We start from the raw sequence: 25,165 nt of genomic DNA on the forward strand, positions 1-25,165 counted from the left end.
ATGCGGGGGTTCGTAATTGCTCAGGAAAACCGGCTTAGCTGGTTTTCTTGCCTTTGTGCGGCGCCCACAGACGCTTGTTGGTGAGATACAGCAGCACCGACAGCAGCGTCAGGAACAGCACGCCGACAAAACCGGCCTGCTTGCGCGCCATCATTTTCGGCTCTGCCGTCCACATCAGGAAGGCCGCGACGTCCTGCGACATGGCTTCCACATCGTTGGCGTGGCCATCGACGAACTCAACCTGCTCATCCGACAGCGGCGGTGCCATTCCAATCCAGCTGCCCGGCGCCATGCGGCCAACTTCCTTTTTCTCTACCTTGACCGTACCGTCCTCTTGTTCGATTTCGGTCTCTTCGTAGATCTTGCATTCGTCCGGATAACCACCAGATGCAAAGGCTGTGTTGTAATGGCCTGCGAAATCTTCAGGAGCGCAGTCCGGTGCCTCTTTATATCCCGCCAGCAGCGACGCAATATATTCCGCACCGCCCATGCCTTTGAACAGCTGGTTCAGACCCAGACCGTAGGGGCCGTGGAAACCCGCACGTGCCTTGGCCATCATGCTGAGGTCAGGCGCGCCTGCGTTGTTGTTTTCCGGGAAGTTATCGGTCGGCTTGGCCGGACGATCTTCATCCTCCACCGGATCGTAAACCGAGAAGTTCTCGGCCGCATAGGCGCGGACCTGCTCTTCTGGCAGGTTCGGGCCACCTTCATCGGCCAGGGTGCGCAACGGCACCAGCTTCAGCCCGTGACAGGCTGCGCAGACTTCGGTGTAGATCTGCAGACCGCGCTGCAGCTGGTTGGTGTCGTAGGTGCCAAACGGGCCTTCGAACGAGAAGTCATAGTCCTCGACATGGCCCGAGCCTCCCGCCGCAAAGGATGCGGCAGGCGCCAGGGACAGTGCGAAGGCGGCACCAATGGCTAGTTTTTTCAACATGGTTGCTGTCCTTCTCAATTACTCGGCCGGCGTGGCGTCAGCGCCAGACTTCTTGCCGTAATGGGCATCAAAATCCGCTTCGATGGTCTCGGGAATCGCCAGCGGCTTCTCGATGACGCCCAGCAGCGGCAGGATCACCAGGAAGTAGGCGAACCAATAGGCCGAAGCGATCAGGGAGAACGACGCATAGGGTTCTTCCGCAGGCATCGCACCCAGCCACATCAGGGCAAAGAAGTCGATGACCAGCAGCAAGAACCACCACTTGAACTGCGGGCGGTACCGGCCCGAGCGCACGCGGCTGGTGTCCAGCCAGGGCGCCAGCGCCATGACGGCAATCGCACCAAACATCGCCAGCACGCCAAAAAACTTGGCGTCGATGATGCCACCGGTCACAAAGGAGGCAATCTGCACAACCCAGACTTCCGAGGTGAAGGCCCGCAGGATCGCGTAGAACGGCAGGAAGTACCATTCGGGAACGATGTGTGCAGGGGTCACCAGCGGGTTGGCTTCGATGTAGTTATCGGGGTGGCCCAGGTAGTTCGGCATGAAGCCGACGATCGCCCAGAACACAACCAGCACAACCGCCAGACCTACGAAATCCTTGATCACGAAATAGGGCCAGAACGGCAGCGTGTCTTTCTTGGCTTCTTCCTTGGAGCCACGACGCACTTCAACACCGGTCGGGTTGTTGTTGCCAGTGGTGTGGAAGGCCCAGATGTGCACGATGACCAGCGCCGCGATCACGAAAGGCAGCAGATAGTGCAGCGAGAAGAAGCGGTTCAGCGTGGCGTTGTCCACGGCAGGCCCGCCCAGCAGCCATGTCTGCAGCGCTTCACCAACAAAGGGTATGGCGCCGAACAGGCCGGTGATCACGGTCGCCCCCCAGAAGGACATCTGACCCCAGGGCAGAACATAGCCCATGAAGGCGGTGCCCATCATCATCAGGTAGATCAGCATGCCGATGATCCATGTGATCTCGCGCGGTGCCTTGTAGGACCCGTAGTAGAGACCCCGGAAAATGTGGATGTAGACCGCGACAAAGAACAGCGATGCGCCGTTCATATGCAGATAGCGGATCATATGGCCGGCGTTCACGTTGCGCATGATGTGCTCAACGGAGGCAAACGCCAGATCGACATGCGGTGTGTAATGCATCACCAGGATGATACCGGTGACGATTTGCAGGACCAGGCAGAATGCCAGGACGATACCCCAGATCCACAACCAGTTCAGGTTCTTGGGCGTGGGGATCATAATGGTGTCATAGATCAGGCCAACGATGGGCAGGCGGCTGTGCAGCCACTTCTCGCCACCGGTTTTCGGCTCATAATGATCGTGCGGAATGCCGGACATGAATGTCTCCCTTATCCCAGTTGGATCGTAGTTTCATCAAGGAACACGGCCGTCGGAACCGGCAGGTTCTCGGGCGCGGGACCTTTGCGGATACGACCGGCAGTGTCGTAGTGCGACCCGTGGCAGGGGCAGAACCAGCCATTGAACTCGCCAGCGCCATCACCCAGCGGCACACAGCCGAGGTGGGTACAGACACCCATCATGACCAGCCATTCGCCAGCTTCGTCCATGGTGCGGTTTTCGTCGGTGGCCGGCACATCGCCTGCGTTGACGTTCCGGGCAACCGGATCGGGCAGGTCGGCCAGATCAACAGCACGTGCCGCTTCGATCTCTTCCTGGGTGCGGCGGCGGATGAACACCGGCTTGCCAAGGAACATAACCGAGATCTGGGTCCCGACTTCCACACCTGCCACGTCCACGATAATCGAGGACAGAGCCTGAACGTCAGCCGAGGGGTTCATCTGGTTGACCAGGGGCCAAATAGCGGCGCCCGCAGTCACTGCCCCGGCGCCGGCAGTGGCGTAGTAGAGGAAATCTCTCCGGGTTCCTTCGTTGTCTTCTGCGTGGGACACGAGGTTTTCTCCAATTCCAGCGCCCGTTTAGGGCAAACATGCGCATACACCGCGCAATGAACGCAGTGACTCATCGCGGGTATCTAGCGGGGAGAAGGGCTTTCGTCCAGCGGTCATAGGCGCGCAGATGGACGCACACGCAAGTAATTATGCGCAACTGTTGCAAACAGCCTCACATATTTGCGCGGGCACGCCGTATTTCAAGGGGAGCGCCCGCGCCTGATCTCAGCTTTCCGGTGGTCGCGTCGCCTGCATCGACGGGCGCGAATCGAATTCGGCGAACCAATCCGCCAGCGCCTCGTTCCCCTTGCGCCAGCCCATGTCAGGGTGCCGGAAATCCACATAGGACAATGCACAGGCCACAGCGATCTGCCCGATCCGCAGCGATCCTTTCAGATGCGCCATCCAGCGCGCGTTCAGCGCCGCGCAGCCGCCCAGCACCTTGCCGCTCTGCCCTTCGATCCACTCCGGCCATTGCTTGTCCGCGGGGCGCAGGCGCTTTTCATAGGACAGCAGCACTGCCGCCTCCATGATGCCATCCGCCGTGGCCTCCAGCACCCGCGTGTCCCAGCCGCCCTCATAAAGCGCCCCACCCGCACGCTCTGCCAGATAGGCGCAGATCACCCGGCTGTCATACAGCGTCGCGCCCTCCGCGCGTTCCAGCGCCGGGATCTTGGCCAGCGGGTTGGCGGCCTTCAGGTCGCTCGCCGGGGCAATCGGCGTGGTGGCCACCGGGATCAGCTCGACATCCGCCAGCTGATCCGTTTCATGCAGCACCACCATGACCTTGCGCACATAGGGGGAGGTGGGCGCGTGATAGAGTTTCATTGCGGAAATCCTTCTGAACGGGGTTTGGAGACAGATCCACGACGATGATACCATGTCTTACATGGGGCGCGGCTGCGCACACTCTAGCCTGGCCTCACGGCAGGACCACCCCCTTCGGCATCTTCGGTCACGCTTCCTCTTGCCTTTGCCATATCGAGCGGCCATGTTCGCGCTGTTCTCAGGGCGGGGCGAAATTCCCCACCGGCGGTAAGCGGGCATGTCCCCGTAAGCCCGCGAGCGGTCATTTTGAGTTCCGTCACAGCTTGAACCGACAACCGGTTCCCCCTTTTCGGGCTGTGAACGCGCTGGAAATGATGTCCAGCAGATCTGGTGTAACTCCAGAGCCGACGGTCATAGTCCGGATGAAAGAGAACGTGTGACAGGGCCACGGGGGACGTGTGCCCTCATCACTCGTGATCGCCTTGGGTGACGTGTCAAACCTATAGGAGATACCACAATGACACACACCCGCTTTGCCTTCATCAAGGCACATTGGCATTCCGATATCGTTGATCGCGCATTGGAGGGCTTTCAGCAGCTGATCCCGGCGGAGCAGATCGACGTGTTTGATGTGCCCGGCGCCTTTGAAATGCCGCTGCTGGCCAAGGATCTCGCCAAGACCGGAAAATACGACGCCATCGCCTGCGCCGCCTTTGTGGTGGATGGCGGCATCTACCGCCATGACTTCGTGGCACAGGCTGTGGTGGATGGCCTGATGCAGGCAGGCATGGAGACTGGCGTGCCCGTCCTGTCCGTCTCGCTAACGCCGCACCACTATCAGGAAACCGATCACCACAACGCCATCTACCGCGCCCATTTTGTCGACAAGGGACGCGAGGCCGCCAATGCTGCGCTGATGATCGTCAGAACCCGGCAGGAGGCGCTTGGCGCCTAAACGGGGCACGACGCAGCGCGGGTCGGGCCGCTACAGGCCCGGCCAAGCGATCAGCCCAGATAGGCCTTCAGCACCGGCGGCGGATTGTCCAGTAGCTCCGCCGTCGCCATCGGCGGATGCGCCACGCCATCCGCCACCAGTATCACCTGATCCGCAATCCGCCGCGCATCCGCCGGGTCATGGCTGACCATCAGAACCGTTGCCCCGGTCTCCTGAGCCAGCTCCGCCACCAGATCCAGCATCTCGGCCTTCAGCGCGGGCCCCAGCGCCGCAAACGGCTCGTCCAGCAGCAGCAGATCGCGGCCCTGCACCAGCACCCGTCCCAGCGCCACCCGGCTTTGCTGACCACCGGACAGGGCGGCGGGCTTGCGCTCTTCCATTCCGGCCAGTCCGACCCGGGCAATCGCTGCGCGCACCCTGTCCTGCTCTTCGCGGCTCAGCCGCAGGTTCGGGCGAATGCCCAGCGCGACATTCTGCGCCACGCTCAGATGGGGAAACAGATTGCCGTCCTGAAACAACATCGCAATCGGCCGTGCACCCGGTCTCACATCCGTCAAAGCGCGCCCCTGCCACGACAGCCCCCCTGAGATGATCGGCACAAAACCGGCAATCGCCTCGATCAGCGTTGTCTTGCCCGCGCCGGAGGGACCGATCACCGCCACCCGCTCACCCGCCGCAACCGACAGATCCGCACGCACGATAAAGCCGCCGTTATCCATTTTGCAGTGATCAAGTTTCAGCATGACGCCGACCTCCCCGGTCGCATATGTAAAACGCCCCCATCGACAGGCATAGCAGCAACAGCGCCCCGCCCGAGGCTGCCTCCATTCGGTAAGCTCCCATCAGGCGATAGACCTGCAAGGGCAGCGTTGCGGTTTCAGAATCGGCAAACAGCGCAATGACTCCGAGATCGCCCATCGACAGCGCAGCCGCCAGTCCCGCAGCAAAGCCAAGCTGAGGACGCAGCCGTGGCAACAGCACCCGGCGCAGGAACACCCCGCCGCGCATGTCCAAAGAGAGCGACAAACGGCCATAGCGCGCCAGGATCTCGCGCACTCTGGGGATCAGAATGCGCAGCGCAAACGGCAGCGCCATCAGCGCATTGACCAATGCCGTGACCGGCAGCGCCAGCGCAAAGGGATCGGCAACCGGGTAGATCAGAATAAACAGCCCGGTGCCGATCACCAGCGGTGACACCGCCAGACCAAGCAGCCCGGCAACCTCCACCGCCGCCCCCCGGCCCAGCGCCACGGCAATTGCCATCGGCAGGGCGATCAGCAGCAGAACCAGCGTACTCAGCCCGGCAATCAACGCCGACGTCGCCGCCGCCATCCAGACCGACGCCCCCATCGACAGAAGCCCCGGCAGCCCCGCGATGACGATGGCGCTCAGCGGCAACACCAGGAACAGCGCCGCCCCCGACAGATAGATCGCATCCAGCCCCCGCGCCCAGCGCCCCTCGCCATCCCAGCGCCGCACGGGCCGGTCCAGCCCGGCTCCGAATCCTTCGCCGCTGGCAACGCGAAGCGCCACCAGCGCCGCCGCCCCGGTCAGCAACAGCTGAACACCCGACAGCATCGCCGCCCGCCCCAGATCGAAGTCGAAGCGGAACGCCTGATAAATCGCCAGTTCGATGGTGGTGGCACGTGGTCCGCCCCCCAGCGTCAGCGCCACCGCAAAGCTGGAAAGGCAGATCGCAAAGACCACCGCCAGCGCACCGGGCACCACCTGCCGCAGCATCGGTGCCTCCAGCAGCCGCCACATTGCCAATGGTCCGGCATTGAGCTGCGCCGCAAGGCGAAAGCGCTCCGCCGGGATTTCCTGCCAGCCTTGCAGGATCAGCCGTGTCGCCAGCGGCAGATTGAAAAACACATGAGCCAGCACAACGCCGTGCAAACCATAGATCTGCAGCGGTCCAAGCCCGAAAACCGCCAGCAGATCGCTCAGCCAGCCCGACCGGCCAAACACCGCCAGAATGCCGAGGATCGCAACAATCACCGGCAGGATGAACGGCGCCCCCATCAGGGCGATCAGCAGCCGCCGCCCGCGAAACCGTCGCCGCGCCAGCGCGCGCGCCACCGGCACCGCCAGCGTCACGCTCACAACCGCCGACAGAACCGCCTGCCAGATGGTAAAGCGGATCGCGGCCCAATCGGCGACCCCAAGACCGCGCCCGACCTCGGCCCGCAGGATAACAGCGGCCAAGGCCCCAAGGATGAACGTCGCGACCAGGGCCGCGACGCCCAGCCCCCAGCGGGATCTCAGCGGCTGAGCGCGGTCAGCCATTCTTCCAGCGCCGCATCACGCAGCGCCGCCGCTTCCTCTGCACCCAGCAACAGCGATTTCTCCGGCGCAACGAGGGTCTCAAACCCCTGCGGCAGGCCAGCTGTCGGCGTCACCGCCGGATACATCCAGTTGGTGGTCGGAATGATTGACTGGAACGCATCGCTGACCATGAAGGCCAGGAACTGATCAGCCAGTTCCGGCTGGTCGCTGGCCGCCAGCTTGCCGGCAACCTCAACCTGCATGTAGTGACCTTCATCGAAGACCGCCGCCGCCTTGCTGGCGTCATCCTCGGCGATCAGGTGATAGGCCGGCGAGGTGGTATAGGAGAGCACCATATCCGCCTCGCCCTCCAGGAAAAGCCCATAGGCCTCCGACCAGCCCTTGGTCACGGTCAGCACATTGTCGGCCAGCCCCTCCCAGACCTCAGGGGCCTTGTCGCCATAGGCAGCCTTCACCCACATCAAGAGGCCAAGGCCGGGGGTGGAGGAACGCGGATCCTGAATCACGATTTTCAGATCGCTCTCAGCCAGCTCGGTAAAACTCTTCGGTGCCGTGGCATCCGCATTATGCACAAAGGCAAAATACCCCCAGTCATAGGGCGCAAAGGTGGTGTCTTCCCACTCGAACGGCAGTGCATAATCGGCGCTGATGCTGTGCTCGGCAAAAAGACCGGTCGCCTTCGCCGCTGCGGTCAGATTGGTGTCGAGCCCCAGCACCACATCCGCATCGGACCGCGCCCCTTCCAGCTTCACCCGTGCGAGCAGCGCCGCGCCGTCACCTGCGCCGACCAGTTTCAGGTCACAGCCGCAGGTCGCCTCAAAGGCTTTCTCCACCGCAGGCCCGGGACCCCAGTCAGAGACAAAGCTGTCGTAGGTGTAGACAATAAGTTCAGGCGTTTCGGCATAGGCTGCCGTTGCGCCCAGCAGTCCCGCTGCAAGTACAAGATGTTTCATGGCATCCTCCAATGCGGCCTCCAATGCGACGTGGGGCAAGGGTGGAGCCATTCCATACCTTCCCTCCGCCGGTTCTAGCCGGTTCAGGTTCTACGGGTGTGATCTCAGCGTCGATGACGCACCCCGAGGTGGCGCGCACCCTAGGGGCCGGACAGCTGAAAGACAAGCGATAGCCGGCCCGCACCCCTCACTAGAATGACAGCAAGGCTGACCAATTGTTTCGCACGCGAAACATTGGGGGAGTCTGGCTGTCCTTTCTGCAAGGTTAACCCACCCCATCTTCTGGCTGGAAATATCCCGGGGGAGCCGCCCTATGGGCGGCGGGGGCAGCGCCCCCGCCCTGCGCTGCGAAACAGGAAACCCCTTGAGGGTGCCGCCCACCCCCGCTAAGCACTTTCGCAAAGGAGACCGCGCCCATGTCGATCAACAGCTTTGGCCATCTGTTCCGCGTCACCACCTGGGGCGAAAGCCACGGACCCGCTCTGGGTGCGACGGTTGACGGCTGCCCCCCCAATGTCCCGGTTGACGCCGGGATGCTGCAGCAGTGGCTCGACAAACGCCGCCCCGGTCAGAACAAGAACATGACCCAGCGCAACGAACCCGATGCGGTGAAAATCCTCTCCGGTGTGTTCGAGGGCAAATCGACAGGCACACCGATCCAGCTGATGATCGAAAACACCGATCAGCGCTCCAAGGACTATGGCGATATCGCCCAGACCTTCCGCCCGGGCCACGCCGACATCACCTATTTTCAGAAATACGGCAACCGCGACTATCGCGGCGGTGGCCGGTCTTCAGCCCGCGAAACGGCGGCCCGCGTGGCCGCTGGCGGTGTTGCTCGGGAGGCGATCAAATCGCTGGTGCCAGGGCTGGAGATCAAAGGCTACATGACCCGCATGGGCGAGATGGAGATCGACCGCAGCCGGTTCGACTGGGACGCCATCGACCAGAATGACTTCTGGATCCCAGATGCGGGCGCAGTGCAGGACTGGGAAGACTACCTTCAGGGGCTGCGCAAGGAACACGATTCAGTTGGCGCGGTGATTGAGGTTGTCGCCCGTGGCGTACCCGCAGGCATTGGCGCGCCGATCTATGGCAAGCTGGACACCGATCTGGCCGCCGCAATGATGTCGATCAACGCTGTCAAAGCCGTCGAGATCGGCGAAGGCATGAACGCCGCGCGTCTGAAGGGCTCGGAAAACGCCGATGAGATCTTTCTCGGCAATGATGGTCAGCCGATCTATTCGTCGAACCATTCCGGCGGCATTCTGGGCGGGATTTCCACCGGGCAGGATGTTGTCGTCCGGTTTGCGGTGAAACCCACGTCATCAATCCTGACGCCGCGCCAGTCGATCCGCAAGGATGGCAGCGCCGCCGAAGTCATCACCAAGGGCCGTCACGATCCCTGCGTCGGCATCCGTGCGGTGCCGGTGGCGGAGGCGATGATGGCCTGTGTGATCCTCGATCACCTGCTGCTGCATCGCGGTCAGGTGGGGGAAAACCAGGGCCACATCGGCGGCTGATCCTGTCTCCGTCTCGCCGCCAAGATCAGACGCGAGACGGGGGTGACGGCCAAATCAGGTGAAAAGCCCGGCAAAGCGCTCGCGCAGCGCTTTCTTCTGTACCTTGCCCATCGTGTTGCGCGGCAGCTCCTGCATCAGCGCGACATGTTTGGGCTGTTTGAACTTTGCCAGCTGCCCGGACAAAGCCGCCTGAAGGGCCGCAGCATCGGTGCCTTCCTCTGTCGGGACCACCACCGCCACCACGGCCTCGCCGAAATCGGGATGCGGCACGCCGATCACCGCACTTTCCAACACCCCCGGCAGATCGTCGATCAGGGTCTCAACCTCCTTTGGGTAGACGTTGAAGCCACCGGAGATCACCAGATCCTTTTCCCGGCCGACGATGGTGACATAGCCGCTGTCGTCAATCTTCGCGAGATCGCCGGTGATGAACCAGCCATCCGGGCGCAGTTCCTCGGCGGTTTTCTCCGGCATCTGCCAGTAACCCTGGAACACATTCGGACCGCGCACTTCCAGCACGCCGATTTCGCCCTGCGGCAGCTCCTTTCCCTCCAGCATCACCCGCGCCTCCACCCCCGGCAGCGGTTGGCCGACAGTGCCTGCGATGCGTGCGCCATCATAGGGGTTTGAGGTGCTCATATTGGTTTCCGTCATCCCATAGCGTTCCAGAATGCGATGACCTGTGCGCGCCTCCCACTGTTCGTGGGTCTCCACCAGGAGCGGCGCCGAGCCGGAAATGAACAGGCGCATATTGGCCGTCAGATCCGGGGTCAGCTGCGCCTGCGCCAACAGCCGCGTATAGAAGGTCGGCACCCCCATCAGCGCGGTCGATGTCGGCAGAGCTGCAAGAATGGCCTCGGCATCGAACCGGGGCAGAAACACCACCTGCGCCCCCGCCAGAAGCGCCACATTGGTCGCCACGAACAGCCCGTGCGTGTGGAATATCGGCAGCGCATGAATCAGCACATCCTTAGCGGTGAAGCGCCAGTGATCCCGCAGGGTCAGTGAATTGGAATAGAGGTTTTCATGGCTGAGCATCGCCCCCTTTGACCGGCCCGTGGTGCCGGATGTGTAGAGGATCGCCGCCAGATCCGATGGGGTCCGCGCCACCGGATCGAACCCGGCCTGCCCCGCTGCCAGCTCCACAAGGCTGCCCTGCCCCTCGCCATCCAGCGTCAGCACGGCTGCCTCGCCCGCGACCGCGCGCAAACTCTCACGCCGCGCCGGATCGCAGACAAAGACGCGCGGCGTTGCGTCACCGATGAAATAGGCCACCTCCGCATCGGTATAGGCAGGGTTAAGCGGCAGAAACACCGCCCCGGCCATCACCGTACCCAGATACAGCTCAATCGCGGCAAGGGATTTCTCCACCTGCGCCGCGACACGATCCCCCGGCTGGACTCCACGTGAAACAAGCGCCGCCGCCATACGCTCAGCCCCGGCGAAGAGATCCCCATAGCGCAGCGGATCGGCACCGGGACGGGTGGCGAATACGGCATCCTCGCGACCAAGAGAGGCCGCGCGCAGATGGTGGATCAGGGGATTTGCGTCATACATTCAGGGGCTCCTTGCGGCGGTGCGGTTGGGTTTCATGACCCTGCGCGACCTTGGACAAAGCCGGGTGGCAAAATCAACCCGTTGCACTTTTTGATCCGCAGGCGCAGGGTCTGCGCATGGTGACATCCTTAACATCGCATCAACCGGGCCGTGCCATTGCGCTGAAACTGGCGGCCATTGCCCTGTTCACCGGGCTGTCGGCGATCATCAAGGCGACATCGGATGTGGTGCCCGCGGGTGAGGCGGTGTTCTTCCGATCGTTTTTTGCCATTCCGGTGATCCTGATCTGGCTGACCCTGCGCGGCCAGCTGCCGCGTGGTTTGAAAACATCGCGGCCCGGAGGGCATTTCCTGCGTGGCATCCTGGGAACGACGGCGATGGGGATGACCTTCATGGGGCTGGGGATGCTGCCACTGCCCGAAGTCACCGCGATTGGTTATGCAACGCCGATCTTCACGCTGATTCTGGCCGCACTTCTGCTTGGGGAGCGGATCCGGCTGATCCGGATCAGCGCGGTGATCATCGGTCTGATCGGTGTTCTGGTGATGCTCTGGCCGCGACTGGGGGGCGGAGATCTGGGCGATACCGCGACCCTGGGGGCCATCCTGATCCTGATCGCGACGGTGGCGCGCGGGCTGGTACAGATCCATATCCGCCGTATGGTGATGACGGAACACACGGCCGCCATCGTGTTCTACTTCTCGCTGACCGCCTCGATCCTGTCGCTATGCACGCTGCCCTTTGGCTGGGTCTGGCCTGACCCCGTTACGCTGGCGCTGCTGATCGGCGCCGGGCTGGTTGGCGGGGTGGCGCAGATTCTGGTCACCTCCTCGTATCGGTTTGCCCCGGCGTCTATGCTGGCGCCCTACGATTATTCCTCCATGCTGTTTGCCATTCTGCTGGGCTATATCTGGTTCAATGAGCTGCCGACGCTGGTGATGCTGATCGGTGCCGGGCTGGTGATCGCGGGCAATGTGCTGGTGATTTGGCGCGAGAGCCGTCTGGGCTTGGAACGCGGCAAGGCGCGGTCGGTTACCGATCCCAAGGGTTGAGGCTGGCGGCTAGTCCGCCTCCAGACGGGCGCGCAACCCGTTGATGCGGTCCCGCAGGTCCAGCAGATCCTGCAGGTCGCCCCCCAGTTCCTTCAGGATACAGGAGGTGATCTCGCCTGCGTTATCCGCCAGATCCCGCCCCCGCGCTGTAAGCTGCACCAGACGGCTGCGATCATCCTCGGGGTTGGCCACACGTGCCAGCAGCCCCGCAGCCTCCATCCGCTTCAACAGTGGTGTCAGCGTATTGGTTTCCAGGTCCAGCTGCTGGCCCAACGCGCCGACGGTCTGTCCATCGGTGTGATAAAGCGAGATCAACACCAGATACTGAGGATAGGTCAGCCCCAGCGGCGCCAGCAACGGGCGATAGAGCCGAGTCAGCGCGTGGTTTGCCGAATAAATCGCAAAGCACAGGAGATCCGGCGTATCTGGTATGGGGGATGTTGGCGTATTGGTCATGGGTGCAATTTAAATCGTGCACGATCCTTCTTCAAGGACTTGACCTTTGCGCCGGAGGATCCATTTATATCGCACACGATGTAATTTACTTCGACAGTGACACAGGAAAGGATCCCATCATGAGTGTTTCTCCCGTCTACACAGCCGCAGCAACCGCAACCGGTGGCCGCGATGGCAAAGCCAGCATCCACGACAGCGACCTCAGCTTTGATCTGGATCCGCCCAAGGAAATGGGTGGCGGCGGCAAGGGCAGCAACCCCGAGCAGCTGTTCGCTGCCGGCTATGCGGCCTGCTACATCGGCGCGATGAAATTCGCGACCACTCAGGACGACAGCCTCGCCAAGGTACCGAATGACGTGTCGGTCCACGCCGAGGTCGGCATTGGCCCGCGCGACGAAGGCGGCTTTGGTCTCACCGTTGCACTGAAGGTGGCCCTGCCCGGCCTCTCCCCCGAGGAGGCAAAGGCGGTGACCGAGGCAGGCCACAAGATCTGCCCCTACTCCAACGCGGTGCGCGGCAATGTGACCGTCACCACCGAGCTGGTCTGATCCCGGCACCATGCCCACGGCCCCCAAAGGGGCTGATACGGAAAAAGCGCGGGGTTTTCCCCGCGCTTTTGCATTTTAACAGCGATCTGGCGTTCCGGGCGCAGGGTCAGCTGCGCACCAGCTCCTCATAGGCTTTGGCGATCTCACGCGTCATCTCGCCCACCTCGAAGCTGTGCGGACCGATCTGGCCAACCGGGGTGACTTCGGCGGCGGTGCCGGTCAGCCAGCACTGTTCGAACCCGTCCAGTTCCTCCGGCATGATGTGGCGCTCGTGCACGGTGATACCGCGATCCTTCAGCATACCGATTACGGTCTGTCGGGTGATGCCGTTCAGGAAACAGTCAGGTTTCGGCGTATGCACTTCGCCATCCTTCACGAAGAAAATATTGGCGCCGGTCGCCTCCGCCACATAGCCACGGTAATCCATGAACAACGCATCCGAGCAGCCCTTGGCCTCGGCCTTGTGCTTGGAGATGGTGCAGATCATGTAGAGACCTGCCGCCTTGGCGTGGACCGGGATGGTTTCCGGGCTTGGTCGTTTCCATTCCGCGATATCCAGTTTGGCGCCCTGCATCTTGGCATCGCCATAATAGGCGCCCCAGCCCCAGACCGCGATGGCCATGCGCACCGGGTTCTTCGCCGAAGCGACACCCATGTCTTCGCCCGAGCCGCGCCAGACGACGGCCCGCACATAGGCATCCTGCAATCCGCTGGCTTTCAGGGTTTCCTGCTTCGCGGCTTCGATCTGATCCACGGTATAGGGCATCGGCATATCCAGCGCTTCTGCGCTGGCGACCAGACGCTCCGAATGCTCGCGGCTCTTGAAGATCTTGCCATTATAGGCGCGCTCACCCTCGAAGACGGAGGAGGCATAATGCATCGCGTGGCTGAGGATATGGACCTTGGCATCGCGCCAGTCGACCATTTCCCCGTCCATCCAGATCAAACCGTCCCGATCATCATAACCCGCCATGGCGCACCTCCTAATGCCTCGCCCAATTTCCAGAAGTTGCGCATTATATGACCGGTTCGGACATAATGTTGCGCTAAACCTGCGATTCGATACATCTTCAGACTTGGAATGTCAACAACGCTGACTTAAAATGGCCTCAACACAACAGGGGAGAGACCCATGGCAGAAGGGCGACCGGGGCAGGGATTTGGCGGCGAAAGCCTGCTGTTTCTGACGGATGAGCAGTTGCGGCAGGGCATTGAGGCGATGTTCTTTGCCTATCGCGGATTTACCGCAGACCCGGATCGTATTCTGGCTGAGATGGCCTATGGTCGGGCACATCACCGGGCGATCCATTTTATCAATCGAGCACCGGGCACGACGGTCAATAATCTGCTGAGCATTCTGGGGGTGACCAAACAGTCGCTGAACCGGGTGCTGCGGGCCCTGATCGGTGATGGTCTGGTGGAAAGCCGGGTCGGGGTCACCGACAAGCGCGAGCGGCATCTGTTTCTGACCGACAAGGGGCGTGCGCTGGAGGCCAAGCTTTCGGATGCGCAGCGCGCCCGGATGCGCACCGCCTACAAGGATGCCGGCCCGGAAGCGGTGCAGGGCTTCAAGCGCGTGCTGGAAGCGATGATGGACGCCGACATGCGGCGCGCCTATGCCAAGCTGCGGGAGAGTGGCACATGACCCGGTTCGATTCCCATCTGCTGATTGTCGATGATGATGAGCGCATTCGCGGCCTGCTGAAGAAGTTCCTGATGCGCGCCGGGTTTCTGGTCACCGCCGCCCGCGATGCCGCTCATGCGCGGCGGGTATTGTCAGGGCTGGATTTCGACCTGATCGTCCTGGATGTGATGATGCCGGGCGAGGATGGGGTCTCGCTCACCCGGTCGCTGCGCGAAACCCTGAGCACCCCGATCCTGCTGCTGACCGCCAAGGGCGAAACGGATGACCGGATCGAGGGGCTGGAAGCTGGCGCGGATGACTATCTGTCCAAACCGTTCGAGCCAAAAGAACTGTTGTTGCGGATCAATGCAATCCTGCGGCGGATGCCTGAGCCCACGGCCCAGGATGCCGCGCCCAAAGTGCTGCATCTGGGACCGATCCGCTATGATATTGAGCGCGGCGAGATGTGGCAGGGTGAGGAGTTGATCCGACTGACCGGCACCGAAAACCAGCTGATGAAGATCTTCTCCGCCTGTCCGGGCGAGCCGGTGAGCCGCACCAAACTGGTCGAGGATCTGGGCCGCGACCGTGGTCAGGCGCAGGAACGCGCCGTGGATGTGCAGATCACCCGGCTGCGGCGCAAGATCGAGCCCAACCCGAAGCAGCCGCAATATCTGCAGACGGTGCGCGGCGCAGGATATATGCTGGCACCGGATTAGGCCCAGAGTTCCGGAGCCGCTGCGCGGCGATTTCATGCCTCCGGCGGGGATATTTCCGGCCAGAAGAAAAGGACGCGCCATGGCGACCGCTTTGTTAACCCACGCAGATTGCCTGCTGCATGTGACGCCCGAGGGCCATCCCGAGAGGGTGGCGAGGCTGGAGCATGTGCTGCATGCGCTGGCGGGGCTGGACCTGCACAGGGTCACCGCGCCGATGGCGGCGGAAGACGATATCCTGCGCATTCACCCAAAGAGCTATCTGGAGGAGCTGCGCCGCAGCCTGCCGCAGGAGGGGTTTGGTCGCATTGATGGCGATACATTCCTGTCGCCCGGATCGTTGGATGCCGCCTTTCGCGCGGCGGGGGCAGCTGTACGCGCAGTCGATATGGTCCTGACGGGCGAGGTTCAGAACGCCTTTGCCGCGGTACGCCCGCCCGGCCACCATGCCGAGACGGAGACCGCGATGGGGTTCTGCTTCTTTGGCAATGCCGCACTGGCGGCCAAACATGCGCTGGATCACCATGGGCTGGCGCGTGTGGCGGTGGTGGATTTCGACGTGCATCACGGCAATGGCACGCAGGATCTATTGTGGGATGAGTCGCGGGCGCTGTTCATCTCAAGCCAGCAGATGCCGCTCTGGCCGGGATCCGGTCGCCCCGAGGAGGACGGCGCACACGGCCAGATCCTGAACCTGCCGCTGCCACCCGGATCAGGGGGCGTGCACATGAGGTCGACCTATGTCGATCAGGTGTTTCCGCGGCTGCGGACCTTCAAGCCGGAGCTGATCGTCATCTCCGCCGGCTTTGACGCGCATCAGGATGATCCGCTGGCCGAACTCAATTGGAGCACCGAGGATTTCCGCTGGCTCAGCCGCGAACTCTGCACGCTGGCGGCGGAGACCTGCGCGGGGCGTATCGTCTCGACTTTGGAAGGTGGATATGATCTGAACGCGCTGGCCGCAGCGGCCAAAGCCCATGTGGAAGAATTGATAGAGGCAGGCAGATGACCGACACCACCAGTCCAGAAACACCCGTTGACGAGCTGAGTTTTGAGCAGGCGATGCGCGCGCTTGAAACCGTGGTGGATCAGCTGGAGCGCGGCGATGTGGCGCTGGATGCGTCCATTGCGCTTTATGAGCGCGGTGCCGCGCTGAAGAAGCGCTGCGAGGACGAGCTGAAGCGGGCCGAGGAAAAGGTGGCGGCAATCACGCTAGATGCCGCAGGCACGCCGACCGGGACCCAGCCGCTGGATGCCGGCTGAGTCATGAGCGCCGCCGCAGACACGCAGAGCCGGCCCTTTGCCCAGGCGCTGAAAGAAGCCCAGACCCGGATCACCACCCATATGGAGGCCCGGCTGGGCGGCAATGATCCGCTGCATGCGGCCATGCGCTATGCCATCACCGGCGGCAAGATGCTGCGCGGGTTTCTGGTTCTGGAAAGCGCGCGCCTGCATGGGGTTGCCGAACAGGCCGCGCTTGAAGCGGCGCTGGCGATCGAATGTATTCACGCCTATTCGCTGGTGCATGACGATCTGCCCTGCATGGATGACGATGATCTGCGCCGGGGCCAGCCCACCGTTCACAGGAAATGGGATGAGGCGATGGCGGTTCTGGCGGGCGACAGTCTGCAGACATTTGCGTTTGAGCTGCTTGCCGATCCCAAGATCGGACCCCATGCGCTGACCCTGATCCGCGGGCTGGCGCAATCCTCCGGCAAGGATGGTATGGTCTCCGGTCAGATGCTGGATATCGCCGCTGAAACCGCTGCGCGGCCGCTGGATCTGGATCAGATCACCCAGTTGCAGAACCGCAAGACCGGCTGCCTGATTGCCTGGTCCGCGACCGCTGGCGCGGTCATGGCCGGGGCGGATGACAGCCCGCTGCGACGCTATGCCGATGCGCTTGGCCTTGCTTTTCAGATTGCCGATGACATTTTGGATGTGGAAGGCGATGCTGCCAAGGTCGGCAAGGCCGTGCGCAAGGATGCGGAAGCGGGCAAGGCCACGTTTGTGTCTCTTCTGGGGCTGGACGCGGCGAAGGATCGCGCCAGAACCCTGATGGAACAGGCCTGTGAGGCGCTGACCCCCTATGGTCATGCCGCCGAAACCTTGAAGGAAACCGCGCGCTTCGTTATCTCGCGCGATAGCTGAGCCGCAAGAGACCGCGCCTCGTCAGAGCCAAACGCCCGCCAAACGCTCAAGGAGCTGCCATGTCAGACCGGCCCCAGACCCCTCTTCTGGATCAGATCACCCGCCCGGCGGATCTGAAATCCTTGAGCGATGCACAGCTGACGCAGGTCGCACAGGAACTGCGGCAGGAAACCATTTCCGCCGTTTCCGTCACCGGCGGCCATCTGGGCGCAGGTCTGGGTGTTGTCGAGCTGACCACCGCGCTTCATGCGGTGTTTGACACGCCCCGCGACAAGATCATCTGGGACGTCTCGCACCAGTGCTATCCGCATAAAATCCTGACTGGTCGCCGCGACCGCATTCGCACATTGCGGATGAAGGACGGGCTGAGCGGTTTCACCAAACGTTCGGAATCACCCTTTGATCCCTTTGGCGCGGCCCATAGCTCCACCTCGATCAGCGCTGCGCTTGGTTTTGCCGTGGCACGGGATCTGGGCGGTGTCATTCCCGAAGGCAGCGGCGATGCAATTGCCGTCATCGGCGATGGGTCGATGTCGGCCGGCATGGCGTTTGAGGCGATGAACAACGCAGGCCATCTGGGCAAGCGGCTGATTGTCATTCTGAACGACAATGAAATGTCGATTGCGCCGCCGGTTGGCGCGCTGTCGTCCTATCTGTCGCGCCTATATGCCGAAGAACCCTTTCAGGAACTGAAAGCGGTGGCCAAGGGGGCCGCATCCCTGCTGCCCGAACCGTTCCGCGAGGGCGCCAAGCGCGCCAAGGATATGCTGAAAGGCATGGCGGTGGGCGGCACCTTGTTTGAAAGCCTGGGCTTTTCTTACCTTGGGCCGATTGATGGTCACGATATGGACCAGCTGTTGCCGGTCCTGCGCACCGTGAAGGCGCGCGCCACCGGTCCGATCCTGATCCATGTGCTGACGAAGAAGGGCAAAGGTTATGCCCCGGCGGAACGCGCCCGCGACAAGGGCCACGCCACCGCAAAATTCGACATGGTGACCGGCGAACAGAAGAAAGCGCCCTCCAACGCGCCCTCCTATACCTCGGTCTTTGGCAAGGAGCTGGTGCGGCTGGCGGCTGAGGATGACAAGATCTGCGCCGTCACGGCGGCGATGCCCGATGGCACCGGATTGAGCCTGATGGCCGAACGCTACCCTTCGCGCTGCTTTGACGTCGGCATAGCCGAGCAGCACGGCGTGACCTTTGCCGCCGCGCTGGCCGCCGGCGGGATGAAGCCCTTCTGTGCGATGTATTCCACGTTTTTGCAGCGCGGTTATGATCAGGTGGTGCATGACGTGGCGATCCAGCGCCTGCCCGTACGCTTTGCCATCGACCGCGCCGGTCTGGTCGGTGCGGACGGGGCGACCCATGCTGGCAGTTTCGACATTGCCTATATGGCCAACCTGCCGGGCATGGTGGTGATGGCCGCCGCTGATGAGGCCGATCTGGCCCATATGACAGCCACCGCTGCCGCCTATGATGACGGCCCGATTGCCTTCCGCTACCCCCGCGGTGAGGGCGAAGGTGTTGATATGCCCGAGGTGCCGGAGGTGCTGGAGATCGGCAAGGGCCGGATGATCCAAGCGGGCAAACGCGTGGCGATCCTGTCCTTTGGCACCCGGCTGGGTGAGGTGAAAAAGGCCGCCGAGGCGCTTGCCGCCAGAGGCATCACCCCGACAATTGCGGATGCACGTTTTGCCAAGCCGCTGGACCGCGACATGATCCTGCAGCTGGCCGCTGATCACGAGGCGCTGATCACCATCGAAGAAGGCGCAGTGGGCGGTTTCGGCTCCCATGTGGCGCAGCTTCTGGCCGAGGAAGGCGTCTTTGACAGCGGATTGAAATTCCGCTCCATGGTGTTGCCCGACACCTTCATCGACCAGGCCAGCCCCGCGGATATGTATGAGGTGGCGGCGATGAACGCACCACAGATCGAAGCCAAGGTTCTGGACGTGTTGGGCGTGGCGACGATTGGAGAGAAGCGGGCCTAAACCCTGATTTAGCTAGATGCGAACAACACAACCAAGTATTGTCACCGCACCTATTAAGAGTATGTTACCTTTTTCTTGATAGCTTACCTGCCTCCGGCGAGCAAAAATGGATTTGTCAATCTTGCAAATCATCCCCATATATATTCAATAGTGCACGGGAGATAAACATGACTAAGCTGAAGATAAATGAGAAAATATTTTCTCACAGCTCTCGGCATGTTCATAGTGTCATTCAACGTGAGTGGGGGAACAATGCCCCTTTCAAGAACATTGTAACACTTGATCCTCACCTCGCCCAAGATGCTTGGGATATCCTGTGCACAAACACTCGGGCGGTTGAGTACCATGAACTGCCATCAAAGTTGCATCGAAACTTCGTTCGCGCGCTAAACCACAAGCGTACGCTGGAGAAACTGTTTGGCTGACAACGAAGATGGTTCAGAACGGCCCAAGGACGGTGAGATTCTTCCAGAAGAATCGCCAGAACTTCCTACGGACAACGCCAACTGGCTGGCACTGATAAGTAATTACACCGAACGTCCAGATTTGTTTCTGGCCGAAGTCGAAAAGCACGATCCTGGCTTCATCAAAAGGATGAACGAGGACGCAAGGCAGCGTTCGGAAAGGAATGAAGCAGGTCGCTTCTTCTTTGGCAAGCATCAGGCATATGCAACCCTCAGCGTAATGGTCCTTGCTGCGATTGTACTACTACTTCTTCTCGGCATAGCCGTGTGGAACGGGCAAGGCTTCTGGACAATCATAGCGCTCGGCGTCGTATACGCTATTACTCAAGGTGGAACCTTCGGTTTCTACAGAGTGATCGATTCATTGTCTCAACTCATAGGAAAAGCTCCGAGGGATCGGGACTGATCGCTACACCCCCGTCGTTTCCTGCGGCGGGACGAAGGTCTCGAGGTCCTCGGCGGCGCGGACCGCGCGCAGGCCCTCTCGATAGGTTGGGTAAAGCAGCTCCACCCCCAGATCGTCCTTGATACGCTGGTTTCTGACGCGCTTGTTCTCGCCATAGAAACTGCGCGCCATCGGGGTCATACCGGCCTCATCGAAGGGGACTTCGGCAGGGATCGGCAGGCCCAGCAGCTCGGCGGCAAAGCCCAGCACATCCTGTGGCGGGGCCGGATCATCATCACAGAGGTTGTAGATCGCACCGGGATCAGGCTGTGCGATGGAAGCGGCGATAACCTGTGCGATATCGTCCACATGGATGCGCGAGAACACCTGACCGGGTTTCACGATACGGCGTGCCTTTCCGGCCATCAGCTTGGCAAAGGGGCCGCGTCCGGGGCCGTAGATCCCAGCGAGGCGAAAGATATGAAGCGGCAGATCGGGGATGGCCTGCCAGCCTGTCTCAGCCGCGGCACGCCAGCGGCCACGCTGGCTGGAAGGGGTGACGGCTGTGTCCTCATCCACCCAGGCGCCATCATGATCACCGTAGACAGCCGTGGTGGAGAGGTAGCCGACCCACTCCAAAGTGTCGCCACGGGCGGCGGCTGCCAGCGCATCCGCCAGTTCCGCCAGAACCGGGTCTCCTGCCTCGGTCGGTCCCACCGACGACAGGATATGCGTCACCCCATCCAGCGAGAGGGGGGCACCGGGCCAGGTGATCAGTTCAACGCCTGCAAGAGGCTCCGCATCCTCGGCGGATCGGGTGGTGCCTATGACCCGCCAACCGGCCCGAAGCAGCTGCGGGACCAATGCGCGGGCGGAATAGCCAAGGCCAAGACAGAGAAGCGTTTTTGTCATGTGCCATAGATGCGCGCGAGCCTGTGCGGGTGCAAGACTTGATTCAAGCGTCAAAACCGCATTTCCTGTGGCCATGGCGCAAAAACAGATCACGCTGGCCGCCGCCTACGGGCTGGAGACGCCGCAGCACTCCCGGCAGCTCTATGCCGATTGGGCCGAGAGCTACGACAGCAGCTTTGCCGCAGGATCGGATTACATCCTGCCGGATCAGGTGGCCCGCCTGTTCGCTGCCGCCGACGGGCGCGGCCCTGTTCTGGATGTCGGCGCAGGAACCGGGCTCTGCGGCGTCGCGCTGGAGCGGCAGGGCATTGCTCCGATAGATGCGACCGATATCAGCCCTGAAATGCTGGCACAGGCACTGCGCAAGGATGTCTACCGCGATATCATCGAAGCGGATCTGACCACCGGCGTCCCGGTGCCACGCGACACATATGCCGGTGTCGTCTCCTCTGGAACCTTCACCCACGGCCATGTCGGACCAGAGGTTCTGCCGGGTATCCTGCGCCTTGCCCGACCGAGGTCGGTGTTTGCGCTTGCCATCAATGCCCGTTTTTCCGCCCGCTGCGGCTTTGCTGCGGCTCTCAAACGTCTTGAGAAGGGCGGCTGGATCCGTGGGCTGACCCTGCCGGAGGTGGCCATCTACGGTCCCAAAGCCACCGGCGCCCACAGCACGGACAAGGCGCTGATTGCGGTGTTTACCAAGGTCTAGGAGCAGCCTGCATTGTGCAGCGCATCTCTCTCAAAGCGCAGCGCTGAGGCTATGCAGGATCCGATGCGACACAGCTATGCTGACGTTCGCTGTGGGCCGGGGCCCACACTTAATAGCGCCCACCGGGTCTAGGCTGCGCTGAGGTTGATCGCAGGACAACAGCGGGGTCATCTGCCGCATCGGCGCCTTATCTGCCCTTCCACACCGGATCGCGTTTCTCAGCAAAGGCGCGCGCGCCCTCCATCTGGTCCTCGCTGTCATAGAGAATATCAACGCTGCGCAGCTGGCGTTTGGTGATCCGGTTCATCGCATCCTGAAACTTCGCATCCTCGGCGTCGCGGACAATCTCCTTGATCGCGGCATAGACCAATGGCGGGCCGGAGGCGAGCAGCCGCGCCAGCTCCCAGGCCCGATCCATCAGCTGATCTGAAGTCAGGATTTCGTTCACCAGCCCCCAGCGGTGCGCCTCCTCGGCGTCAAACCAGCGTCCGGTCAGCAGGAGTTCCATGGCAATGTGATAGGGAATGCGCTTGGGCAATTTGATTGATGCGGCATCGGCCACCGTGCCCGACCGGATCTCTGGCAGGGCAAATGTCGCGTGATCTGCGGCCAGAATCATATCCGCCGACAGCGCCAATTCCAGACCACCGCCACAGGCGATGCCATTCACCGCCGCAATCACCGGCTTGTTCATATCGCGCAGCTCCTGCAGGCCCCCAAAGCCGCCGACACCATAGTCGCCATCCACCGCATCTCCGTCGGCGGCGGCCTTCAGATCCCAGCCGGGGCAGAAGAATTTCTCGCCTCCCCCGGTCACAATTGCCACGCGCAAGTCGGGGTCATCGCGAAAATCCCGAAACACCTCGCCCATGGCCACGCTGGTTTTCAGATCAATGGCGTTGGCCTTTGGACGGTCCAGGGTGATCTCCAGAATGGCGCCATCGCGGCGGGTCCGAATGGGGGTGTCAGTCATCGGTGGTTTCCCTCTCTCGCAGCAGTGCATCCGCTGCTATGGCATCGCTGGTCGTACAGATCAGCGGATTGATTTCAAGTTCTTCCAGCCTGTCCAGATGGGCAAGCACATAGCCTTCAACCGCGCGGATCGCGCGCAGAATTGCGGCACGATCCGCCGCAGGGCCGCCGCGATACCCGTTAAGCAGCGGGGCAATGCGCAGCTGATCCAGCGCCTCTTCCAGCATGTCCTCATGCACCGGCAGCAACAGCGACAGGCTGTCCTGCAACACTTCGCTCAGCACCCCACCGGCACCCAGCGTCAGCACGAACCCATGGGCGGGATCCCTGATGACCCCCACCAGCAGCTCGGCCACGGTCCCGGTGATCATCTCCTCCAGCAGCAATTGTTCCGCGCCAATCTCCTGCGCCGCCTCCATGACCGCCTCAGGCGAGTGGAGGTTCAACCGCACTGCCCCGGCCTCGCTCTTATGCGCGAAACCTTCGCCCTTCAGCACCAGCGGAAACCCCACCCCAGACGCGATGTCATGCAGGCTCTCTGCCAGCGCATCACGGCTTAGCCTGTGGCTTCGGGGAACCCGCAGACCGGCCGCCGCAAGACGCTGTTTCGCGAGGCCTTCGGGGATCAAACTGGCGTCGCCATCCCCTGAGTCCGGACCTGGAAGGGCCAGGGGCAAATCAGATGGCACCGCGATACGACTGGCCGCCGCCGCCGCGCCCATGGCCTCTCGCAGGCCGCAGAGTGGCACCACGCCCGCCGCCAGAAGCCGCTGCGCGGTCTCTTCGGGCATCAGTTCTGGCAAACTGGCGACCATGGCCATTGGCGCACCGGTTTGCGCCCGCGTTGCTATTGCGGCCTCAACCGTGCAGGCCCAGTCTTCGGCCGAACACCGGTCTGCTCGTGGGAAATCCACGATGAGCATCACCATATCCAGATCAGGATGCACCATGGCGCTGAACGCCCGGGTCATCGCAGGCACATCCCGCCAGATATAGGTATGGTAGTCTAGAGGATTGGCCAGCGCGACCATCGGGCCCAGGGCTGCGCGCAGCGCCTGATGCTGGCCGTCGGACAACGGCGGAAAGACCACAGACTGCGCCTGCCCGAGATCGGCAGCAAGGCTCGCTTCACCCCCGGAGCAGCTGATCGTCGCAACCCGGCATCCGGCGCGCGGGCCAAGCACATGCAGAACCTTCAGCGCTTCCAGAAATACCGGCAAATCATCCACCCGTGCCACACCACAGCGACGCAACAGCGCATCGGCGCCGGCCTCCTGACCGGCAAGCGACGCCGTATGGGACAGCGTCGCCGCCTGCGCCTGATCCGAGCGTCCGACCTTCAGCGCCACGATCGGTTTTCCACAGGCGGCCGCCTGATGCGCCAGCGTTTCAAAGGCACGCAGGTCGCGGACACCTTCGATATGCAGGCCAATGGCGGTTACGCGCGGATCCTCCAGCAGGCCGCGCGCGATCTGTGCGATATCGCTTTGCGCCTGATTGCCAACGGTAACCACATAAGCAATCGGCAGCCCACGCGCCTGCATGGTTAGATTGATCGCGATATTGGAGCTCTGGGTGAGGATTGCCACGCCGCGCTCCACCGGCACGCCACCGTGCTGATCCGGCCATAGCAATACCTGATCCAGATAGTTGATGAACCCATAGCAGTTAGGGCCGAGGATGGGCATCTCTCCCGCCGCTTGCAAAAGATGGTTCTGCAGGTCGGCCCCATCACCGGCCTCCCTCTGGGCCTCGCGAAAACCGGAGGCAAAACAGACCGCCCCCCCAGCCCCCCGGCGAGAGAGCGCCGCCACCGCTTCGACGGTGGCGTGTCTGTTGACGCCGATAAAGCTGGCATCGGGCGCGGCGGGCAGATCATCCACCGATGCAAACGCAGTCAAGCCGCAGACCTCCGCAGCCTTCGGATGCACCGGCCAGATCTGGCCGGAAAACCCGATCTTCTGCAATTGTTCGATCACCTGACGACACCAGGCACCGCCACCGATCACCGCGATGGAAGAGGGCCGAAACAAAGTGCTGAAGTCACGTATCATTGCCACGGCTCCCGCCTGAACAGAGGCCCCGATGCCTTCGGCGAGGATATTTGGAGCCAGAAGATAGGTAGGGTTTCATTAACCAGAATCGACGAGCCTCGACAGGCGGTACAGGCGGGGACGCCGATGACCGCGCCAGGAGATGGCCCCCGGTTGCGGCAGCGCCCTTCCGGGGGCTTGACCCTTTCTGCATCTTCTGGCCTTAAATATCCTCGCCGAAGGCGAAAACTGAC

Annotated in this window: 25 protein-coding genes and 2 riboswitches; of the genes, 12 read left to right on the forward strand and 13 right to left on the reverse strand. The window is 62.1% G+C overall.

All coding sequences use genetic code 11. The features are described 5' to 3' along the window. Positions 1-34: 34 nt before the first annotated feature. The 4 genes from VWZ81_RS10170 to VWZ81_RS10185 form a co-directional block, all read right to left on the reverse strand. Positions 35-934, reverse strand: a complete 900-nt coding sequence (locus VWZ81_RS10170; RefSeq protein WP_416542657.1) for a cytochrome c1 — start codon at positions 932-934, stop codon at positions 35-37. An 18-nt stretch (positions 935-952) separates the two neighbouring features. After that, a complete protein-coding gene (gene petB / locus VWZ81_RS10175) occupies positions 953-2,287 on the reverse strand; it encodes a cytochrome b (protein ID WP_416542658.1) in 1,335 nt (444 codons plus the stop codon). Between the two features lie 11 nt (positions 2,288-2,298). Next, positions 2,299-2,859 carry a ubiquinol-cytochrome c reductase iron-sulfur subunit gene (petA, locus tag VWZ81_RS10180; RefSeq protein ID WP_340547003.1) on the reverse strand — a complete coding sequence of 187 codons (561 nt, stop codon included), beginning with the start codon at positions 2,857-2,859 and terminating at the stop codon, positions 2,299-2,301. 225 nt (positions 2,860-3,084) lie between these two features. Next, positions 3,085-3,687, reverse strand: a complete 603-nt coding sequence (locus tag VWZ81_RS10185; protein ID WP_416537707.1) for a glutathione S-transferase — start codon at positions 3,685-3,687, stop codon at positions 3,085-3,087. A gap of 170 nt (positions 3,688-3,857) precedes the next feature. Then, positions 3,858-4,065, forward strand: a riboswitch (FMN riboswitch). Between the two features lie 79 nt (positions 4,066-4,144). Between VWZ81_RS10185 and VWZ81_RS10190 the strand changes: the two genes are divergently transcribed. Continuing rightward, positions 4,145-4,582, forward strand: a complete 438-nt coding sequence (locus tag VWZ81_RS10190) for a 6,7-dimethyl-8-ribityllumazine synthase (RefSeq protein WP_340547005.1) — start codon at positions 4,145-4,147, stop codon at positions 4,580-4,582. 50 nt (positions 4,583-4,632) lie between these two features. Here the strand turns inward: VWZ81_RS10190 and VWZ81_RS10195 are convergent, their stop codons facing one another. The 3 genes from VWZ81_RS10195 to thiB are packed head-to-tail and all read right to left on the reverse strand — an operon-like array spanning position 4,633 to position 7,821. Further along, positions 4,633-5,325 (reverse strand): ATP-binding cassette domain-containing protein, encoded by a 693-nt coding sequence (locus VWZ81_RS10195; RefSeq protein WP_416542659.1) that lies wholly within the window; start codon positions 5,323-5,325, stop codon positions 4,633-4,635. Beyond that, complete coding sequence (locus VWZ81_RS10200) at positions 5,312-6,868, reverse strand: thiamine/thiamine pyrophosphate ABC transporter permease ThiP (protein WP_416542660.1); 1,557 nt, start codon at positions 6,866-6,868, stop codon at positions 5,312-5,314. Before VWZ81_RS10200 ends, VWZ81_RS10195 begins: the two co-directional genes overlap by 14 nt. Further along, on the reverse strand, positions 6,844-7,821 hold the full coding sequence (gene thiB / locus VWZ81_RS10205) for a thiamine ABC transporter substrate binding subunit (protein ID WP_416534411.1): 978 nt from the start codon (positions 7,819-7,821) through the stop codon (positions 6,844-6,846). The genes VWZ81_RS10200 and thiB overlap by 25 nt, the downstream gene beginning before the upstream one ends. A 43-nt stretch (positions 7,822-7,864) precedes the next feature. Next, a riboswitch (TPP riboswitch) is annotated at positions 7,865-7,957 on the reverse strand. Between the two features lie 280 nt (positions 7,958-8,237). Between thiB and aroC the strand changes: the two genes are divergently transcribed. Further along, on the forward strand, positions 8,238-9,344 hold the full coding sequence (aroC, locus tag VWZ81_RS10210) for a chorismate synthase (protein WP_416542661.1): 1,107 nt from the start codon (positions 8,238-8,240) through the stop codon (positions 9,342-9,344). A 54-nt stretch (positions 9,345-9,398) separates the two neighbouring features. Here aroC and VWZ81_RS10215 read toward each other — a convergent pair whose 3' ends face one another. Then, positions 9,399-10,901, reverse strand: coding sequence for a malonate--CoA ligase (locus VWZ81_RS10215; RefSeq protein WP_416542662.1), 1,503 nt, complete (start codon positions 10,899-10,901; stop codon positions 9,399-9,401). Between the two features lie 116 nt (positions 10,902-11,017). Between VWZ81_RS10215 and VWZ81_RS10220 the strand changes: the two genes are divergently transcribed. After that, positions 11,018-11,953 (forward strand): DMT family transporter, encoded by a 936-nt coding sequence (locus VWZ81_RS10220; protein WP_340547011.1) that lies wholly within the window; start codon positions 11,018-11,020, stop codon positions 11,951-11,953. Between the two features lie 9 nt (positions 11,954-11,962). On the opposite strand, the gene VWZ81_RS10225 is transcribed toward VWZ81_RS10220, so the two are convergent. Further along, positions 11,963-12,409, reverse strand: coding sequence for a MarR family winged helix-turn-helix transcriptional regulator (locus VWZ81_RS10225; RefSeq protein WP_340547012.1), 447 nt, complete (start codon positions 12,407-12,409; stop codon positions 11,963-11,965). A gap of 119 nt (positions 12,410-12,528) precedes the next feature. Between VWZ81_RS10225 and VWZ81_RS10230 the strand changes: the two genes are divergently transcribed. Then, positions 12,529-12,957: an organic hydroperoxide resistance protein gene (locus tag VWZ81_RS10230; protein WP_340547013.1), complete on the forward strand. Its 429-nt coding sequence runs from the start codon at positions 12,529-12,531 to the stop codon at positions 12,955-12,957. Positions 12,958-13,063: 106 nt separating this feature from the next. Here VWZ81_RS10230 and VWZ81_RS10235 read toward each other — a convergent pair whose 3' ends face one another. Beyond that, entirely contained in the window at positions 13,064-13,930 is an 867-nt protein-coding gene (locus VWZ81_RS10235; protein ID WP_260102748.1) for a branched-chain amino acid aminotransferase, read from the reverse strand. Between the two features lie 159 nt (positions 13,931-14,089). On the opposite strand from VWZ81_RS10235, the gene VWZ81_RS10240 reads away from it, so the two are divergent. From VWZ81_RS10240 to VWZ81_RS10270, 7 genes are all read left to right on the forward strand, one after another. Continuing rightward, positions 14,090-14,602 carry a MarR family winged helix-turn-helix transcriptional regulator gene (locus VWZ81_RS10240; protein WP_260102749.1) on the forward strand — a complete coding sequence of 171 codons (513 nt, stop codon included), beginning with the start codon at positions 14,090-14,092 and terminating at the stop codon, positions 14,600-14,602. After that, positions 14,599-15,300 (forward strand): response regulator, encoded by a 702-nt coding sequence (locus VWZ81_RS10245; protein ID WP_260102750.1) that lies wholly within the window; start codon positions 14,599-14,601, stop codon positions 15,298-15,300. The genes VWZ81_RS10240 and VWZ81_RS10245 overlap by 4 nt, the downstream gene beginning before the upstream one ends. Before the next feature lie 79 nt (positions 15,301-15,379). After that, complete coding sequence (locus tag VWZ81_RS10250; protein ID WP_416542663.1) at positions 15,380-16,306, forward strand: histone deacetylase family protein; 927 nt, start codon at positions 15,380-15,382, stop codon at positions 16,304-16,306. After that, a complete protein-coding gene (locus VWZ81_RS10255; protein ID WP_061050169.1) occupies positions 16,303-16,560 on the forward strand; it encodes an exodeoxyribonuclease VII small subunit in 258 nt (85 codons plus the stop codon). The genes VWZ81_RS10250 and VWZ81_RS10255 overlap by 4 nt, the downstream gene beginning before the upstream one ends. A 3-nt stretch (positions 16,561-16,563) precedes the next feature. Further along, complete coding sequence (locus VWZ81_RS10260) at positions 16,564-17,448, forward strand: polyprenyl synthetase family protein (protein ID WP_416542664.1); 885 nt, start codon at positions 16,564-16,566, stop codon at positions 17,446-17,448. A 59-nt stretch (positions 17,449-17,507) separates the two neighbouring features. After that, a complete protein-coding gene (dxs, locus tag VWZ81_RS10265) occupies positions 17,508-19,436 on the forward strand; it encodes a 1-deoxy-D-xylulose-5-phosphate synthase (RefSeq protein WP_416542665.1) in 1,929 nt (642 codons plus the stop codon). Positions 19,437-19,853: 417 nt separating this feature from the next. After that, entirely contained in the window at positions 19,854-20,306 is a 453-nt protein-coding gene (locus VWZ81_RS10270; protein WP_416542666.1) for a hypothetical protein, read from the forward strand. A 3-nt stretch (positions 20,307-20,309) separates the two neighbouring features. Here VWZ81_RS10270 and VWZ81_RS10275 read toward each other — a convergent pair whose 3' ends face one another. Further along, positions 20,310-21,197 carry an SDR family oxidoreductase gene (locus tag VWZ81_RS10275; protein ID WP_340547017.1) on the reverse strand — a complete coding sequence of 296 codons (888 nt, stop codon included), beginning with the start codon at positions 21,195-21,197 and terminating at the stop codon, positions 20,310-20,312. Between the two features lie 73 nt (positions 21,198-21,270). Between VWZ81_RS10275 and VWZ81_RS10280 the strand changes: the two genes are divergently transcribed. Beyond that, positions 21,271-21,906, forward strand: a complete 636-nt coding sequence (locus VWZ81_RS10280) for a class I SAM-dependent DNA methyltransferase (RefSeq protein WP_340547018.1) — start codon at positions 21,271-21,273, stop codon at positions 21,904-21,906. Between the two features lie 187 nt (positions 21,907-22,093). On the opposite strand, the gene VWZ81_RS10285 is transcribed toward VWZ81_RS10280, so the two are convergent. Together VWZ81_RS10285 and VWZ81_RS10290 are read right to left on the reverse strand one after the other, a co-directional pair. After that, positions 22,094-22,879, reverse strand: coding sequence for a carnitinyl-CoA dehydratase (locus tag VWZ81_RS10285; RefSeq protein ID WP_416541445.1), 786 nt, complete (start codon positions 22,877-22,879; stop codon positions 22,094-22,096). Next, entirely contained in the window at positions 22,872-24,932 is a 2,061-nt protein-coding gene (locus VWZ81_RS10290) for an acetate--CoA ligase family protein (RefSeq protein ID WP_416542667.1), read from the reverse strand. Before VWZ81_RS10290 ends, VWZ81_RS10285 begins: the two co-directional genes overlap by 8 nt. Between the last annotated feature and the right edge of the window lie 233 nt (positions 24,933-25,165).

Source organism: Phaeobacter sp. JH20_34 (assembly GCF_048056095.1).
Taxonomy (GTDB): domain Bacteria; phylum Pseudomonadota; class Alphaproteobacteria; order Rhodobacterales; family Rhodobacteraceae; genus Phaeobacter; species Phaeobacter bryozoorum.

Coding starts and splice junctions, on each gene's coding strand:
- thiB (WP_416534411.1), bottom strand. CDS start 7,821: ATGAAACATCTTGTACTTGCAGCGGGACTGCTGGGCGCAACGGCAGCC.
- VWZ81_RS10260 (WP_416542664.1), top strand. CDS start 16,564: ATGAGCGCCGCCGCAGACACGCAGAGCCGGCCCTTTGCCCAGGCGCTG.
- VWZ81_RS10190 (WP_340547005.1), top strand. CDS start 4,145: ATGACACACACCCGCTTTGCCTTCATCAAGGCACATTGGCATTCCGAT.
- VWZ81_RS10235 (WP_260102748.1), bottom strand. CDS start 13,930: ATGGCGGGTTATGATGATCGGGACGGTTTGATCTGGATGGACGGGGAA.
- VWZ81_RS10185 (WP_416537707.1), bottom strand. CDS start 3,687: ATGAAACTCTATCACGCGCCCACCTCCCCCTATGTGCGCAAGGTCATG.
- VWZ81_RS10250 (WP_416542663.1), top strand. CDS start 15,380: ATGGCGACCGCTTTGTTAACCCACGCAGATTGCCTGCTGCATGTGACG.
- VWZ81_RS10230 (WP_340547013.1), top strand. CDS start 12,529: ATGAGTGTTTCTCCCGTCTACACAGCCGCAGCAACCGCAACCGGTGGC.
- VWZ81_RS10170 (WP_416542657.1), bottom strand. CDS start 934: ATGTTGAAAAAACTAGCCATTGGTGCCGCCTTCGCACTGTCCCTGGCG.
- VWZ81_RS10240 (WP_260102749.1), top strand. CDS start 14,090: ATGGCAGAAGGGCGACCGGGGCAGGGATTTGGCGGCGAAAGCCTGCTG.
- VWZ81_RS10245 (WP_260102750.1), top strand. CDS start 14,599: ATGACCCGGTTCGATTCCCATCTGCTGATTGTCGATGATGATGAGCGC.
- VWZ81_RS10275 (WP_340547017.1), bottom strand. CDS start 21,197: ATGACAAAAACGCTTCTCTGTCTTGGCCTTGGCTATTCCGCCCGCGCA.
- VWZ81_RS10200 (WP_416542660.1), bottom strand. CDS start 6,868: ATGGCTGACCGCGCTCAGCCGCTGAGATCCCGCTGGGGGCTGGGCGTC.
- VWZ81_RS10215 (WP_416542662.1), bottom strand. CDS start 10,901: ATGTATGACGCAAATCCCCTGATCCACCATCTGCGCGCGGCCTCTCTT.
- VWZ81_RS10285 (WP_416541445.1), bottom strand. CDS start 22,879: ATGACTGACACCCCCATTCGGACCCGCCGCGATGGCGCCATTCTGGAG.
- VWZ81_RS10255 (WP_061050169.1), top strand. CDS start 16,303: ATGACCGACACCACCAGTCCAGAAACACCCGTTGACGAGCTGAGTTTT.
- dxs (WP_416542665.1), top strand. CDS start 17,508: ATGTCAGACCGGCCCCAGACCCCTCTTCTGGATCAGATCACCCGCCCG.
- VWZ81_RS10280 (WP_340547018.1), top strand. CDS start 21,271: ATGGCGCAAAAACAGATCACGCTGGCCGCCGCCTACGGGCTGGAGACG.
- VWZ81_RS10195 (WP_416542659.1), bottom strand. CDS start 5,325: ATGCTGAAACTTGATCACTGCAAAATGGATAACGGCGGCTTTATCGTG.
- petB (WP_416542658.1), bottom strand. CDS start 2,287: ATGTCCGGCATTCCGCACGATCATTATGAGCCGAAAACCGGTGGCGAG.
- VWZ81_RS10220 (WP_340547011.1), top strand. CDS start 11,018: ATGGTGACATCCTTAACATCGCATCAACCGGGCCGTGCCATTGCGCTG.
- aroC (WP_416542661.1), top strand. CDS start 8,238: ATGTCGATCAACAGCTTTGGCCATCTGTTCCGCGTCACCACCTGGGGC.
- VWZ81_RS10225 (WP_340547012.1), bottom strand. CDS start 12,409: ATGACCAATACGCCAACATCCCCCATACCAGATACGCCGGATCTCCTG.
- VWZ81_RS10290 (WP_416542667.1), bottom strand. CDS start 24,932: ATGATACGTGACTTCAGCACTTTGTTTCGGCCCTCTTCCATCGCGGTG.